At 45.5% G+C, this 15,989-nt stretch carries 13 protein-coding genes; 6 read left to right on the forward strand and 7 right to left on the reverse strand.

Translation table 11 applies throughout. The features are described from left to right. The first annotated feature begins 32 nt into the window (after window positions 1-32). Window positions 33-365, forward strand: a complete 333-nt coding sequence (locus tag DYD21_RS13085) for a MerR family transcriptional regulator (protein WP_233505541.1) — start codon at window positions 33-35, stop codon at window positions 363-365. A 131-nt stretch (window positions 366-496) separates the two neighbouring features. On the opposite strand, the gene DYD21_RS13090 is transcribed toward DYD21_RS13085, so the two are convergent. Beyond that, the gene (locus tag DYD21_RS13090) at window positions 497-1,468 is read right to left on the reverse strand and encodes a heme A synthase (protein ID WP_116037442.1); all 972 of its coding nucleotides are present in this window, start codon (window positions 1,466-1,468) and stop codon (window positions 497-499) included. A 180-nt stretch (window positions 1,469-1,648) separates the two neighbouring features. Here DYD21_RS13090 and cyoE point away from each other — a divergent pair, with 180 nt between their 5' ends. After that, entirely contained in the window at window positions 1,649-2,554 is a 906-nt protein-coding gene (gene cyoE, locus DYD21_RS13095; RefSeq protein WP_116037443.1) for a heme o synthase, read from the forward strand. Between the two features lie 106 nt (window positions 2,555-2,660). Here the strand turns inward: cyoE and DYD21_RS13100 are convergent, their stop codons facing one another. The 6 genes from DYD21_RS13100 to DYD21_RS13125 all read right to left on the reverse strand — a co-directional run bounded on the left by DYD21_RS13100 (window position 2,661) and on the right by DYD21_RS13125 (window position 11,417). After that, complete coding sequence (locus tag DYD21_RS13100; RefSeq protein WP_116037444.1) at window positions 2,661-5,078, reverse strand: thiamine pyrophosphate-dependent enzyme; 2,418 nt, start codon at window positions 5,076-5,078, stop codon at window positions 2,661-2,663. A 129-nt stretch (window positions 5,079-5,207) separates the two neighbouring features. Then, on the reverse strand, window positions 5,208-6,599 hold the full coding sequence (locus DYD21_RS13105; RefSeq protein ID WP_116037445.1) for an aspartate ammonia-lyase: 1,392 nt from the start codon (window positions 6,597-6,599) through the stop codon (window positions 5,208-5,210). A gap of 78 nt (window positions 6,600-6,677) precedes the next feature. Continuing rightward, on the reverse strand, window positions 6,678-7,817 hold the full coding sequence (locus DYD21_RS13110) for a hypothetical protein (RefSeq protein WP_116037446.1): 1,140 nt from the start codon (window positions 7,815-7,817) through the stop codon (window positions 6,678-6,680). Between the two features lie 5 nt (window positions 7,818-7,822). Next, on the reverse strand, window positions 7,823-9,070 hold the full coding sequence (locus tag DYD21_RS13115) for an aminotransferase class I/II-fold pyridoxal phosphate-dependent enzyme (RefSeq protein ID WP_116037447.1): 1,248 nt from the start codon (window positions 9,068-9,070) through the stop codon (window positions 7,823-7,825). A gap of 83 nt (window positions 9,071-9,153) precedes the next feature. Beyond that, window positions 9,154-10,269, reverse strand: coding sequence for a glycosyltransferase family 4 protein (locus tag DYD21_RS13120; RefSeq protein ID WP_233505542.1), 1,116 nt, complete (start codon window positions 10,267-10,269; stop codon window positions 9,154-9,156). After that, window positions 10,266-11,417 (reverse strand): glycosyltransferase family 1 protein, encoded by a 1,152-nt coding sequence (locus tag DYD21_RS13125; RefSeq protein ID WP_116037448.1) that lies wholly within the window; start codon window positions 11,415-11,417, stop codon window positions 10,266-10,268. The genes DYD21_RS13120 and DYD21_RS13125 overlap by 4 nt, the downstream gene beginning before the upstream one ends. A gap of 85 nt (window positions 11,418-11,502) precedes the next feature. Between DYD21_RS13125 and DYD21_RS13130 the strand changes: the two genes are divergently transcribed. The 4 genes from DYD21_RS13130 to DYD21_RS13145 are packed head-to-tail and all read left to right on the forward strand — an operon-like array spanning window position 11,503 to window position 15,987. After that, complete coding sequence (locus DYD21_RS13130; RefSeq protein WP_116037449.1) at window positions 11,503-12,474, forward strand: NAD(P)-dependent oxidoreductase; 972 nt, start codon at window positions 11,503-11,505, stop codon at window positions 12,472-12,474. A gap of 5 nt (window positions 12,475-12,479) precedes the next feature. Further along, entirely contained in the window at window positions 12,480-14,057 is a 1,578-nt protein-coding gene (locus DYD21_RS13135; protein ID WP_116037450.1) for a putative Ig domain-containing protein, read from the forward strand. Then, a complete protein-coding gene (gene mutY / locus DYD21_RS13140; RefSeq protein ID WP_233505543.1) occupies window positions 14,054-15,151 on the forward strand; it encodes an A/G-specific adenine glycosylase in 1,098 nt (365 codons plus the stop codon). Before DYD21_RS13135 ends, mutY begins: the two co-directional genes overlap by 4 nt. Next, the gene (locus DYD21_RS13145) at window positions 15,148-15,987 is read left to right on the forward strand and encodes a TIGR02757 family protein (RefSeq protein ID WP_116037451.1); all 840 of its coding nucleotides are present in this window, start codon (window positions 15,148-15,150) and stop codon (window positions 15,985-15,987) included. Before mutY ends, DYD21_RS13145 begins: the two co-directional genes overlap by 4 nt. Window positions 15,988-15,989: the final 2 nt, after the last annotated feature.

Genomic DNA, 15,989 nt, shown 5'->3' on the forward strand with positions numbered 1-15,989 from the left:
AAATAAGACGCAAAATAACAGATTTCAGTGCTATGAAGAAACTCTATTACTCAATTGGCGAAGTTAGTGAAATAACTTCGATAGAACCGCACGTATTGCGTTACTGGGAAACGATTTTTAACGACCTGACCCCCCGTAAGAATAAAGCCGGGAACCGTACTTATCGGGAAGAGGATATCTCTTTTGTTCTGCGCCTTAAAGATCTGATTCAAACTAAAAAATACAGTACTGCCGGTGCTAAAAAAATCATTGAAGAGGGAGCACCGGAAGATCAAAATCAGGATCAGCAGGCACTGCCCATTGACATGCAGAAAGACTTACGCGAGGTGAACCTGTTTCTAAACAAACTTTTGGAAAAGCTTTAGGGTCTTTTTTAGGGTCAAAATTTTTATATCGAATCATCGATGAAATGTCGGGTAAAACCTGCCAGGTTTATTCGGTTTTAACTTCATAACAACGCTTTTATTCCTCAAACCTATCAGGTTTAGGTTGACTTTCACACGGTAACCTGATCGGCTTTCTTTTCTGAGATTTTCGGTATTTGCTCTTTTTTGTGTGAAAATCCCACCATCAGCATATACAGAAATTCTGCACAGATCAGTACCGCCACGCTCACAAGGTGAAGAAGCTGCAGTACTCCGGGGATATCAAGCCTCTCCATTCCAAACCCGATGAACATCTGCAGAATAATCAACCCGAAAATCACATATCCTGTAGTTATTAATTTCCGGGGAGCTTTCAGCACTTTGTTTTGATAGACCAGCAGACCGCCCAGAATAATAATCAGCCATGAGAAACTTCTGTGGATCGAGTAAAGCCATGTGGATGTATCGAGCCAGCTCTCCCGGGGCAAATCCAGTACATTTTTGGCAACATCCACCTGTTCGCGAACCTGGGTGCCGAGCACAAGTTGTATCAACGTGAGAAAAAGTACGGCTCCTGAAATCCAGAGAAGGCGCTTCTGGGTTGAGGGACTCAAAGTCATCGAGAGCCGGTCATTCATCGCCCGAAATGTTGCAAACAAAAGCGTGTTTACAATCACCATCGCGAGTACCATATGGATGGTAATCATTCCTGCGCTGAGTCCGGATCGCACCACCTGTCCGCCCAGCCAGCCCTGCACAAGAACCAGGAAAAATGCCAGCCCTGAAATCCAGGTGATGAGCGGATCCGTTTTTCTGTACCGAAATGAGAAAACAAATGTGAGGGTGATTAAAAACCCAATCAACACGCCAACCAATCGGTTAACATATTCCAGCCAGGTATGAACCGGGTTGAAGAGTGATGCATCATAGCCGGCCGGAAGGTCCGCAGCGCTTGTGGGCGGAATCCACATCCCGAAACATTGCGGCCAGTCGGGGCAGCCAAGCCCGGCACCTGCAGCACGGACCAGTCCTCCAACCAGAATAAGAACTAAAGTTGCAATTACAGTGGTGAGAGCCGTTTTTTGGTAGAGATTCAGTTTCATTCAGTATTCACAAAAAAGTTAGATTTTCATATCTGATATCTGGTACGGCATTAATGTAATCAAACAACAGCTGCGTAGATATTCCGCTTGAATATAGCCTGATTTTTTGAAGGGGATATTAAGGTAACATCTCAATTCGAAAAAGGGTAAATTAAAGGCTGTCATATTTTAATCATCTGCATGGATAATACACGCATAAAATCGGAATCTTTCAGTTTTTGGTTCGAAGCCGCCAAAGACTATTATGAACTGACCAAACCGGGCATTACCCTCAGTGTGGTTGCCAGTATGCTGATCGGTTTCATTATGGGTACTGCCGGTTCACTCAATTATGTGCTGATGTTTCATGCGCTGCTGGGAACCTACCTGATCGCTGCAGGAACTTCGGCGCACAACATGTTTATAGAGCGCGGACTTGACGGTCTCATGCATCGCACCAGCAAGCGACCCCTTCCCGACGCCCGGATTACTTCCCGTAACAGTTTGATCTTCTCCTCAGTTCTGATTTTTTCGGGACTTTTTTACCTGCTTGCAATGGTAAATATCGTTGCCGGAATTGTGTCACTTGTAACCACGATCATCTACCTTTTTGCATACACTCCGCTGAAACGAATTTCAGCGCTGAATGTTTTTGTGGGGGCTATACCGGGCGCACTTCCCGTAGTTGGCGGATGGGCTGCAGCCACAGGCACTGTGTTTGAACACGGGATGTGGATTCTCTTCGGAATTGTCTTTTGCTGGCAGGTTCCGCATGTGATCGCAATTGCATGGGTTTGCAGAAAAGATTACGAACATGCCGGTTTTAAAATGCTGCCCAAAAACGACCCACACGGTATCAAAGCATCCATCTGGGTGATTCTCCCTATTTTGATCCTTTTCCCCACCGTCTACAAACTTTTTGTAATGGACCTTGTTAGCTGGATCTACCTGGCAGGCGCGATGGTTACTACGGCAGGATTTCTATGGTATGGGATCAAATTCACCTTAAAACGGGATATCTCCACCGCTAAAGGTGTGATGTTCTACTCTTTCGCATATCTGCCCCTGGTGTGGATATTTATCTTTGCAGACTGGATTATCCTTTAAATAGAAAAGCCGGAGTTTTTCCGGCTTTGAAAGAAATGCGAAGTTGTGATATACACACCAGGAAGGTCATCCTTAAATGCCGCGTATATCCCTCCCCTCTCACTGATCAGCTTTCGAGTGGCACCCATTTCGTTGGATTGCTTTCGCTCATGATACTATAAACCGTTTCAATTACATCTTCAGCACTCGGTTTTGTGAAATAATCCCCATCGCTTGCGTACGCTGTACGATGCGCTTTTGCCGTGAGACATTTCGCTTCTGAATCGAGATAGTAATACCCTTTCTGCTTTTCCAGAACATGCTGCATCATAAATGCCGTTGCCCCACCGGGTACATCTTCATCAATAAAAAGAATCCTGTTCGTTTTTTTCAGCGAGTTCACAATCTGGTGATCTCTGTCGAACGGAAGCAGGGTCCGAACGTCGATTAGTTCCGCTGAAATTCCGGCTTCTTCAAGTTCGGGCAGAACAGAATGTACCAGGTTCAGCGTTGAACCATAAGAGACAAGTGTGATGTGTTCGCCTTCCTGTACAATTTTCGGAATTCCAAGCGGCACGGTAAATTCTCCCAGGTTATCGGGCAGTTTCTCCTTTAGCCGGTAAGCGTTCAGCGGCTCAATTACCAATGCGGGATCATCACCCTGCAGCAGGGTGTTGTAAAAACCAGCGGCGTCAGTCAGATTGCTCGGCACGCATACATGCATACCCCGGATTCCGTTCAGTATCATACCCATAGGTGATCCGGCGTGCCAGATTCCTTCAAGCCGATGCCCGCGGGTGCGGACAATCAAAGGTGCGGCCTGCCCTCCTTTTGTTCTGTACCGCAGAGTAGCCAGGTCATCGCTCATGCCCTGGAAACAGTACAGAAGATAATCCAGGTATTGAATTTCGGCAATAGGCCTGAGCCCGCGAAGTGCCATCCCCATACCTTGCCCCAGAATGGTTGCTTCCCGGATTCCGGTGTCAGAAACTCTTGTTTCACCATATTTCTCCTGCATCCCTTCGAGGCCGAGGTTTACATCCCCAAGCTGACCTGCATCTTCTCCAAACACCAGTACTTCCGGATATTTATCAAAAAGCACATCAAAATTATCTCGCAGTACAACTCTGCCATCCACTTTAGCGGGAGATTCAGAGTATTCAGGTTTATTCTCTTCAATTAACAGTGGAGAGCTGGATGTTTCACTTAAAAGGTGTGAATCGAAAATTTCAATATTCTCATGTATTCGTTTATCCAGCCACGACCTGAACTCAGTTAAGGTTTTGGAATTTTCACTTCGCAGAGCCATCGAAATTTTCCTGGCGATAGAGATGATATCCCTTCGGTACGGCCGAGTTTTTCTTCTCAGATCTTTCCGCAAGGTTTTGAGTCTGTGCAGATCACTATGCGCTTTAATTAGCTTCCCCAGGTGAGTATCCAGCTCTTTTTTCTGAGCTTGAATCGGTTCCTGGAACTCCTCCCACGCTTTTTTCTGCTTCTTTTTTACAGTTTCGAGAGCTTGCTGTTCAATGGCATCCAGTTCCTCTTCTGTGGCAATATCCCTGGAAAGTATCCATTCGCGGAACTGGTAGTTGCAGCAGTGCTCCTTTTCCCACTCAAGGCGCTCTTCGCTTTTGTATCGTTCATGCGATCCTGATGTGGAGTGTCCCTGAGGCTGTGTAACTTCTTCAACATGGACGAGAACCGGAACGTGTTCGTCACGGGCTATCAGGGACGCCTCTTTGTATGCATCAATCAACCCTTCATAATCCCACGCTTTTACTGTGATAATTTCAAAGCCGGGCTGATGTTTTGTACGCTTAAATCCGCGCAGAGCTTTGGAGATGCTCTCTTTAATGGTTTGATATTTTTTTGAAACTGAAATTCCATAGCCATCATCCCACACCGATACAATCATCGGAATTTGCAGAACCCCGGCGGCATTCATTGTCTCCCAAAAATGCCCTTCAGAGGTACTTGCATCACCAATGGTTCCCCACGCCACTTCCCTCCCGTCTCGGGAAAAGTTTGTTCTGTCGTGAAGCAATTCATTGTCTCTGTATACTTTTGAAGCCTGGGCTAACCCTAACAGTTTTGGCATTTGACCGGCTGTTGGAGAAAGATCGGCTGCGGTATTTTTCATTTCCGTCTGCGGTTTCCATGATCCGTCTTCATTCAAAAGTCGTGTGGCGAAATGCGCATTCATCTGCCTGCCACCTGAATTGGGATCTTTCTCAATATCGGGATTAGCGTAAAGCTGGGAGAAAAATTGCTCTACCGTTACCCCGTCGATTGCGAGCATAAATGTCTGGTCCCTGTAGTAACCGGCACGGAAATCCCCTTCGCGGAAAAATTTTGCCATCGCAATCTGCGGGAGCTCTTTTCCGTCACCAAATATTCCAAATTTTGCCTTTCCGGTCAGAACTTCTTTTCTCCCGAGAATAGATATATGACGACTGATCCAGGCAAGCGTATAGTCATTTAATATTTCACTGACTTCTTTTTTCGAAAATGTACTCTGCGCTATTTCATTCGTTTTCGTCATAATGTCATTTAGATGATTCAGACAAATATAGTGTTCAGTTCAGCTGAAATTCAATGCCCATATTTGCGGCGGAATAATAAGGTGTTACCGGGCATAAACCAAAGAGATTTTTTTAATAAAACCGCTTTTTTAATCCACAAACCCACCTTTTGTCATATTTAACGGATCAAGAGCCTTGCTTAGTTCTTCTTCACTTAAATCGGTTAATTCTTTTGCCACCTCCAGAACTGCCCGGTTTTCGGCATATGCTTTTTTAGCAATTTTTGCGGCTTTATCGTATCCGATCAGCGGATTCAGTGCAGTTACCAGGATCGGGTTTTTTCCAACCATCTGATTGATCTGCTCTTCTTTTACAATAAACCCTTTCACAGACTTATCCGCAAAATTTGCAGCTGCATTACCCAGAATTCGAATGGATTCGAGTAAGTTATGAGCGACGACAGGAAGCATCACATTCAATTCAAAATTACCTGCCTGTCCGCCCACGGTAATTGCTGCGTCGTTTCCGATTACCTGTGCAGAAACCATTGTGAGTGATTCCTCAATAACAGGATTTACTTTGCCCGGCATAATCGAGGATCCTGGTTGCTGTGCTTCCAGCTGAATTTCGCCCAAACCACTATTTGGTCCGGAATTCATCCAGCGGAAATCATTTCCGATTTTCATCAGTCCAACGGCTATTGTTTTTAGCTGACCACTCAGCTCCACTGGTGCATCAACCGTGGCCTGAGCCTCAAAATGGTTACTGGCTTCCGAAAAATCGATCCCGGTTTGATCTGACATCTCCCTTGCGAATTCGGCTCCGAACTTGGGATCTGTATTAATTCCGGTACCAACAGCAGTACCACCCTGGGGTAGTTCCCTCATTCGTTTTAATGCAGATTCAAGCCGTTCTATTCCGAGCTCAATCTGCCGCGCATACCCGCTGAATTCCTGTTCGATGGTCACCGGCATAGCATCCATCAGGTGAGTTCGCCCGGTTTTTACAACGTGCTTGAGCTCACTGCCTTTTTTTGTAAGTGTTTTGTGCAGATGTTTCAGGGCGGGAATCAATTCTTCATTCACGGCAAGTACGGCCGCCACACGGATAGAAGTGGGAATTACGTCGTTAGAACTTTGACCAAAATTTACGTGATCGTTGGGGTGCACGGGCCCTTCTGAGCCTGAGTAGAGTTCATTCGCCCGCCTTGCTATGATTTCGTTGGCATTCATGTTTGATGAAGTACCGGAACCGGTTTGAAAAATATCTACAATAAAGTCGTGATCGTATGCACCGTCAATGACTTCTTTTGCCGCTTTTTGTATCGCTTCTGAAATACCGGCATCAAGCAGGCCCAGTTCAGCATTCACTTTTGCTGCAACCGATTTCACACGGCCGAGTGCAGAAATAAACTCCCTGCTGAATGTAAGATTACTGATTGGGAAATTATCAAATGCCCGCTGGGTTTGGGCTCCGTAGTACGCTTTGGCAGGGACGCGAACTTCGCCCATGGAATCTTTTTCTACTCGGTATTCACTCATCAGATTGAATTATTTATTCAGGTTGTAGTCAGTACCTGAATATATGATTTTTACCGTTCAATCAGAAAAATGAGGTCCTCAGGAAAGCAATGATTTGGTGTACATTCGGTAGGTTTTATCGTGTTCACCGCCAATTTTTTCCGCAACTCTGTTCATCTGAACATTATCTTCCAGAATCCATCCAATCTCTGATGCGTATCGGTTATCTATCAATCCATTTTCGATAGATTCCCGGTGCAGAAGTGCGTCAATCCCTTTCCCCTGGTATTCTGGTAAAACTCCCATCAGCGCCGTGCGAATTTTTGTAATCTTTCGGCGATTCCATAAAATTTTGAAGATCCCTGTTGGGAACAGGGTACCGTCCATATCCCTGAATACCTGGTTGTAGTCGGGCAGAGCTACCGAAAAAGCAACTGGCCGCCCTTTAATTTCAGCTATATGTGCGTAGTTTTCATCCACAATAGCTTTCAGATCTTTCGCCAGGTAATCAAACTCCTCTTCACTGAGCGGGATAAATCCCCAGTTATTTTTCCAGGCGGCATTGAAAATTTCCTGGATGATCTTTATCTCTTCCTTGATTTTTTTCAGTCGAATTTTACGAATCTTTATGTCGGGCAATCGTTTAGACACAATCTCAACAGCCCTGTTCATCCGTTCACGATTGACATTATCCTGGTTCACATCGTATGTAAAAAGATCCTTCGCTTTTTCGAGGCCAACAGATTTCAAAAGCGGATCGTAATACTCTTTATGATAAGGCATCAGTATGGATGGATATTTTGCAAATCCTTTGACCAAAATCCCTATTTCATCCATCATACCGGGATTCGCTGGCCCCAGAATTTCTTCCATGCCACGAGATCTTAACCAGTCTTCCACGATTCTGAACATCAATGCAGCAGTCTGCTCCCTGTTGATGCACTCAAAAAATCCAAAAAAACCGGTTTTAGAATTGTGATACCTATTGTACCTGTGATCAATAATTGCTGCAACCCTTCCAACAAGCTTGTCGTTGTGGTAGGCCAGGAAAAGCTCAATCTCCGCATTGTTGTAAAAAGGGTTTTTATCTGTATCGATCAGTTTTTTCTGTTCGATTTTCAGCGGAGGAACCCAGTATTGATCTTCTTTATAGTGTGAATATGGGAATTCTAGAAAACTGGACTTCTCACTTTTCGTTTCTACAACAGTTACGGCGTCTGTGCTTTTTTTACTTTCCACCGCGGTCAGGATTGTTCAATCAGTGAATGTCCGTTTTGATCAATGACTCCCCTGTCTATTCCCACTTTTCGGAATGCACTCAAAATCTGGTCGAGATGCTCGTCTGTGTGGGTGGCCATGTAGCTTGTTCGCAGAAGTGCCTGATTTTGTGGTACAGCAGGCGGAACGACTGCATTGGAATACACTCCTTCTTCAAACAGGGCTTTCCAGAATTTAAAGCAGTCGAACATATCACCAATCACAACCGGAATAATCGGGGTCTGGCTTGTCCAGACGTTAAAACCAAGGTTTCTGAGTTCGGTTCGCATATAGTTGGAGATTTCCTCCAGCCGTTCGAGGCGCCATGGTTCTTCCTGAAGAATTTCGAGTGATTTCAGCACGGTAGCTACATTTGCCGGTGGCATACTTGCGCTGAAAATGTGTGCAGGAGAGTGGTGACGTATATACTCAATCACTTCACGATCGCCCACAATAAAACCGCCAAGTGATGCAAACGATTTTGAGAATGTTCCGCTGATCAGATCTACATCATCGATTAATCCAAATACGGAGGCAGAACCCCTTCCACCTTCTCCGATTACACCGATGGCGTGGGCATCATCGAGGTAGAGCCCTGCATTAAACTCCTTGGCAAGCGATACAAGTCCGGGTACATCAGCAATCACTCCAGACATCGAAAATACACCGTCCGTCACAATAATTTTTCCTGCCTGGGGATCCGCTTTTTCGAGCTGTGCCCGAAGATGATCCATATCATTGTGACGATATCGTACCGTTTTGGCATTTGATGCCTGTGTACCTACAACAATACAGGCGTGGTTATCCCGGTCTGAAAAAATGATGTCATTTCTTCCGGCGATCGTTTGAATAGATCCTTCATTTGTTTGATAACCCGTACTGAAAAGCACGCAGGACTCTTTGCCGATAAATTCAGCCAGCTTCTCCTCAAGTTCAAGATGGAGATCGAGGGTACCATTCAGGTACCGGGAACCTGTGCATCCTGTACCATAAACAGAAAGTACTTTCTTAGCTGCTTCAATCGTTCTTGGATCGTTGGTCAGACCGAGATAGTTATTTGATCCGGCCATAATAACTTCGCGGCCTTCAATTTGAACTGTTGTACCATCTGTTGCCTGTAAAGGCTTAAAATAAGGGTACAAACCCATCTCTTTAATTTCGTCGGCTTTGGTAAAGTCGTACGCTTTTTTAAATATTTTTTGGTGCTGCTCTGTATCGGCTCCAGATTGACTCATTACATAATCTTATATTAAACTTTTGTAACCAACAAATATACCGACTATTAAGGTTCCATCAAATTAACAACGAAGTAATATGATTACCTCTTCCTTACACTATCTAAAAAATCTAAATATTTTGAAATAACAAAATCCCAGCTAAACTTTTCTGTCACATATTGTTTAGATCGTTCAGATAAAGCCGAAAGTTCATCATTCAGAACCTTATCGATCTTTAGGGCGAACTGATCATGATCTTCGGCAGGCACCCGGTACCCATTTACGCCCTGCTCAATTACATCTTTAATCCCTTCCAGGTTTGAAGCAACTGCCGGTACACCCGAGCTGTTGGCTTCAAGAAGTACAATTCCAAAACCTTCCATATCACCTTCAACCGGAATGTTTGGCATAACGAAAAGATCAGCGGCTGCGTATGCGGCGTTTAAGATTTCATCAGGTTGCCGTCCGGCCACCACAATTTTAGCATTATGCCGGCTCAATTCTTTCGCCTTCAAAATTTCTGCTGTTTCAGGTCCCTCTCCAATTAAAAGCAGTATAACATCACTTTTAATTTTATCCAGCACATTTTCGATGAACCACTGGTGCCCCTTTCGTTTAACCTGCCGCCCAACATTCAGAAGCAGAAATCTGTCTGTAAGGTCCACTCCGAACTCCTGCTCAATTTTTTGCCGTGCTGTTGTCCTGTCTATTTCATCGCCTGAAGACTCCTTAATAAAACCATTGGGCAGAACGACTCCAATAGCGGGATCCATTCCCCTTTTTATACACTCATGTCTTGTGGCAGAGGAGACCGATATTACCCCCTGAAGTTTTTTGAACACTTGCGGCAGGTAAATCTGATACGGTAAAATGGGGAGCGTTACATCCTGGCCGTGATTAATGGTGACGCAAGGTGCTTCAGGTTTTTTTAGCATAAACGGCAGCACTCCGGCCGTCACCATAGAAGAAAACAGAATTACATCCGGTTTGAACTTTTTTGATACACCGGGAATCTTCCACAATAAACTCACAAGGAAAAAAAAAGTTTTCAACCCGATTCCTCTCCATGATGTTTTTAACAAGATGGTCTCAAGTTCAACATCTTCTCGCTCCATGAGAGTGTTCATCAGCTGAATGCTTACATTTTGCATCCCGCCGATACTTTCCATCGGGTCGCCATCCGGCGGGTGCAGATGTGAGATGTATAAAATTTTCACGAATTACCTTCTTCTGCTAAACTGTAATAATTTTCTAAAAGACTGCTGTTAATTTTCTCCCAGGTAAACTCCTGTGATTTTTCCAGGGATCTCTCCCCCATCTGTTTTCGCAGTTCATCACTATTCACAAGTTTTCCGGCATACTCCAAAAACAGATCAATGTTTTCTACCGGTACCAGAAAACCGTTTTCCTGATGCTGCACGAGGGTTCGGCTTCCGGCTGCATCGGCTACCAGGCAAGGCAATCCGCTTGCCATCGCTTCAAGAGTAACATTACCGAATGTTTCCGTATCAGATGGGAAAAAGAATATATCGCTGCTGGCATATGCCGTAGCGAGTTCATCACCGGTTAAAAAGCCTGTAAAAACGGTATCAGGCAGCATCTGCTGCATCTCTTCAAATGCAGGTCCGTTACCCACAACTACAGAACGTACGTTACTGTTGTCGAGTTCAAGACTGCGAACAACCTCAGCAAACAGCGCCGGGTTTTTTTCCCATACCAGTCGTGATACATAGGTTATCACAACATCATCATCGCTGAATCCGTGAGCTTTTCTCCAGTCGTCACTTCTCCGGCCCGGGTTAAACTGATTGGTATCAACACCCCTTGCCCAAATTTTTAGCTCATTTCCGTTTTGACCAATATTTTGCAGCTGCAGTTCATCGGCCATTGACGGGGTGGGCACATAGATCTGGCTGCAGTGACTGTAAAACCATCGTAAATAGGACCAGCCCAATGACTCGGCAAACTGTAGGTTATAATACTTCAGATAACTTGTGAAATGGGTATGATAAGAGGAAACCAGAATTTTATTATGATCCCGCGCCCATTTCAGTGCTTTAAAGCCTAAAACATCCGGAGTTGCGATATGAACAATATCTGGATCAAACTCCTCAAGACGATTTTTCTCAAGCGAAGGAAACCCAATAGTTACCCGGTATTCCGGCCGGCCGGGGGCTTCAATTGACGGGACAGGCACCAGTGTTCCGGCATGATCAAGCGCCGGCTCATCTATGGTAGGGCCAAATATTAATACCTCTACTCCCGACTGTATCAGATAGTCAACCCAACGATTTAATGTGAGGGATACCCCATCTCTGATGTGGTTGTAATTGCCGGTAAAAAGAGCAACCTTCAAATTACTCATGCAGTTTTCTATGCAGTGTTCAACTTCGTATCTTCTTTATCTGTGATAAAAACAGATTTTCTATATCCACACAATATACAATTAAATGAAAGCATTTGTTACCGGAGGCACAGGATTTATTGGAAGTCATCTGGCTGATCACCTGATCGCCTCCGATGAATATTCCGAGGTAAAATGCCTGGTCCGTTCGTCTGATAAATGGCTGGAAGGCAAATCATTCACAAAAGTTAAAGGCGACCTCCACTCCATTCCGGCGATTTCCAATGCCCTTTCTGACGTTGATGTGATTTTTCACCTGGCAGGAGTTGTATCTGCGCCGACTAAAAAAGATTTCTTTCATGCGAATGTGGATGCTACTGAAAATCTGATCCGCCTGGCTGCGCGTGAAGGCGTTCATAACATCGTAATTCTCTCTTCCCTTGCAGCAGTCGGTCCGAGTAACGGTACTCCAAGAACCGAATCAGACCCTATGCTTCCGGTGAGCATGTATGGTAAATCAAAAAAAGAGATGGAGGGTTTAATTAAAGAGTGCATCACCCCCGACATGTCGGTAAAGGTATTGCGTCCGCCTGCAGTGTATGGCCCGCGAGAAGATCAGATTTATACTCTTTTTAAAATCATGAAATATGGGGTCGCCCCGATCGTAGGTGACGGGACATCACCGGAACTCTCCATGGTTTATGTATCGGACATTGTACAGGGCATTGAAAAAGCCGCTGCACGTGACGAAAAAGGAATCTCCACTTATTTCATCAGCGGACAAATCACCTGCTGGAATGAGATCAAGGAAATTTGTGATACTGTTATGGGTAAAAAAAGCATGTCCCTGAAGCTAAATCCGGGCATAGTAAAAAAAGTTGCCGGATTTATAGAAACAACTGCATCATTATTTGGTTCATACCCCGTTGTAAACCGTGAAAAAGCTCGTGAAATGATCCTGGAGTGGACATGCAGCTACGAGAAAGCGGAACGTGAACTGGGCTATACCCCAAATGTATCTCTCGCAGAAGGGATTTCCCGCACACTCCACTGGTATAAAAAAAATAACTGGCTCTGATTTTTATGAAATATACATCCACGGTCCTGTTTCTACTTGTTACCCTGATCCTTATACCCGGTCTTTCAAATGCTCAATGGAACCACGATATAACAAACGAGCTTGAAATCCCTGGTATTCTCGATATTGAAAGCTCACCCACTCATCTGTACGTATTATCAGAAGATGAGGGCTTGGTGGTTTTCAGAACGTATGAAGACTCCCTGCAATATCTTTACTCTTCAACCGGCATGCAGCGGCGGGGTGATCAGCTCCATGCTGATATCCGTTTTGCCTACCTTCATGGCAATGGCCGCAGGCTAACCGTAATTGAACCCACTTCCGTGCTGGGAGTTTACTCATCCACTGTACTGCCGGAAACCCCCGTCACAACACGCCGCGTAGGTAACAACCTTTATATTGTGATGGCAAACGGAACACTTGGTACATTAAGCCTTCAAACTCCGGAATCTGTCGACACTGATCCCGAAAGAGTGGATCCGGACAGACTTGAAGGACGCAGCGTAAACGATCTTGCAACGGATGAAAACAGAGTTTTATACGTTTTGAGCGATAACTCCCGGGTGGATATATACCGCCACAGTTCAAGTGATGAATCCCTGATTCACGAGCAAAGCGTGGATCTTTCAAACCGGGCAAACCGAATTTTCTATACAGATAACGAACTTATCGGAACTTCAGAAGACGGTGATATTTTTCTGATCAATTCTGATGGCCGAACAAGACATCAAAATAATGTGGAGTCGGGAGTTACAAATCTTGGATTTTGGAATGATGAGGTTGTAGTACGGAATGAAAACAATCAACTCTGGATCGGTGAACTCGGGGGTGAATTAACGCGCTGGAAAGAGACCGGACGTGCCGGAAATCACTTTACTATTAGTAAAAACCGCCTGTATGTTTCCGAATACAGTTCACTGTTTCCGGTCATCCGTGCTGTAGAAACCGGCCGCGCCGCGCAGTCCAGCTCTGGTACTCAGGCTGACCGATTTATGATTTCTCAGATCGAAACCGTAACGATACCATTCCCTAAACCTCTGCTTCTGCCGCTTGAAGTAGAAGGATACGACGGAAATGTATCTGATATCACCTTCAGCGTAGACAGCCGATTTAACAATATCCGGGTTCGCGGAAATTCTATCTATTGGCAGCCGGGAGCTTCTGATACCGGCAGACATCCGCTCACGGTTACAGCAACGACACCAGCGGGGCAAAGCACCCAAATGGAATTCACCGTGGATGTGCGTCCGTTTAACTCACCTCCGCGATTTACCCCCACACGTCCGCAAACTCTGCCAGCTGATGAACAGTTCGAACAGAAAATCTCGGCGTTCGACCCCGACGGCACCCACCCCGACCTGATCCGCTATCTTGGCGTTGATCTTCCATCAGGTGCATCACTGGACGAGCAAACCGGCCTCTTCAGCTGGACACCCAACATTCGGCAGGTCGGATCACATACGTTTCGCGTGATTGCAACCGACCAGTTTGGAGCTGCAGCATCACAGGAATTCGAGCTGCGTGTGGTTGAAGTTGAAGAAACCGATGAAGTTGAAATCGAAAATGTGATCGATTCTCAGTGACAGAATTTCCCGCCGATCAGCTGCTTGACTGGTACTCTCTGGCCAAACGCGAAATGCCGTGGCGCAATACATCCGATCCATACCGGATCTGGATCTCGGAAATAATGCTGCAGCAGACCCGTGTGGATACGGTGATTCCCTATTACCGCCGATTTACCGATGCCTTCCCAACCGTTTACGAACTCGCATCAGCAGATCAGCAAACCGTTTTGAAGCTATGGGAAGGTCTGGGCTATTATAGCCGTGCGCGAAATATGCATCACGCTGCAAAAGATGTAGTTAACCGGCTTGATGGAAACTTTCCCGACAACTATAACGACCTGCTTAAACTGAAAGGGATCGGCCCGTATACTGCGGCGGCTATCAGCAGTATTGCGTTTAACGAACAACAAGCCGTTGTTGATGGGAACGTAATCCGCGTGATGAGCCGCTATTTTGGAATCCGGGACGATGTACGCCGATCTGCCGTTAAAAAGGAGATCCAGGAACTTGCCGATCAAATTATTCCGAAAAATCAGCCCGGTGATTTTAATCAAGCGGTGATGGAACTTGGTGCTACGGTTTGCACACCAAAAAATCCGGCTTGTGATGCGTGCCCGCTTTCAACCGGCTGCGTTGCATACAACTCTGCTCAAACTGAATCCATACCGTATAAATCCCCGGCGAAGAAAGTGCCGCATCACCAAATTGGAGTGGGCATTATCACCGATTCAAATCAAAATCTGCTCATCGCCCTGCGCCCTGATGATGCCATGCTTGGCGGACTCTGGGAGTTTCCCGGAGGAAAACAGAAAAACGGTGAATCCATCGAAAAAACTGTACAAAGAGAACTTAAAGAAGAACTTGGGGTTGAGGTTCGGGTCAACCGGAAGCTGATGAAGCTCAAACATGCCTACTCTCATTTTAAAATTACTTTGCACGCCTACTGGTGTACAATAGAAGATGGTGATCCGGCTCCCAATTCAAGTACTGAATTGAAGTGGGTATCACCGGATGAAATCAGCAAATATCCGTTTCCAAAAGCGAATACCGTTTTGATTGAAAAGCTGCAGTCCGATGAAGAAGGCATTCCTGAAGGCAACCCAAGAGGATGAAACCCAAATCACCCCTGCGAAAACGTTCACGAAAGGCGCTGATTGAACTTAAACCGCTGCTGGACGAAATCAACGATCGAGTAGAACAACCTGATTACATTCCACACGATCCTGTTCAGTTTATGCATGCGTTTGAGGAAAAAAAAGACCGCGAAATTGCCGGGTTTCTCGCGGCAACAATGGCTTGGGGAAGGCGTGATATCGTCGTCTCAAAAGTGGATCAGCTTTTACGGAGAATGGACTATCAGCCGTACGATTTTGTGATGCATTACAGCCAAAAAGATTTCAGCAGCTTCAGCTCGTTCAAACATCGAACGTTTAAGCCGATCGATATCCACGGACTGGTTCTGGCGCTCCGTGCCATCTACAGCCGGTATGATGACTTTGAATCGTTTTGGAGAGAGTGTTACGAAACGGGTAAATCACAAAACCGTCCATTTCTCGCGATATTCAATGAACGATTTTTCAGTTTCAGCTCTGATTTTGCAGAGAGAACGAGAAAACACATCTCAAACCCGGAAAAAGGCAGTCCCTGTAAACGTCTTTATATGTTTTTGAGATGGACGATCAGAAAAAACAGCCCGGTGGATACCGGTATCTGGTCATTTATGCCGGAATCTGAGCTGCTCATTCCACTGGATGTTCATGTGGCCCGGCAGGCAAGAAAATTCGGTTTGATAACCCGCCGATCAAACGATTGGCAAACTGTAAACCAGCTCACTGAAACTCTCGCAGTTTTAAACCCAAATGATCCCGCCCGGTACGATTACGCACTTTTTGGTATCGGCGCGCTGGATTATGAAATACCGCTGCGCTATCATCTGAACCGTGTGTGATA

It is taken from the genome of Rhodohalobacter sp. SW132 (assembly GCF_003390325.1).
Taxonomy (GTDB): Bacteria; Bacteroidota; Rhodothermia; order Balneolales; family Balneolaceae; genus SW132.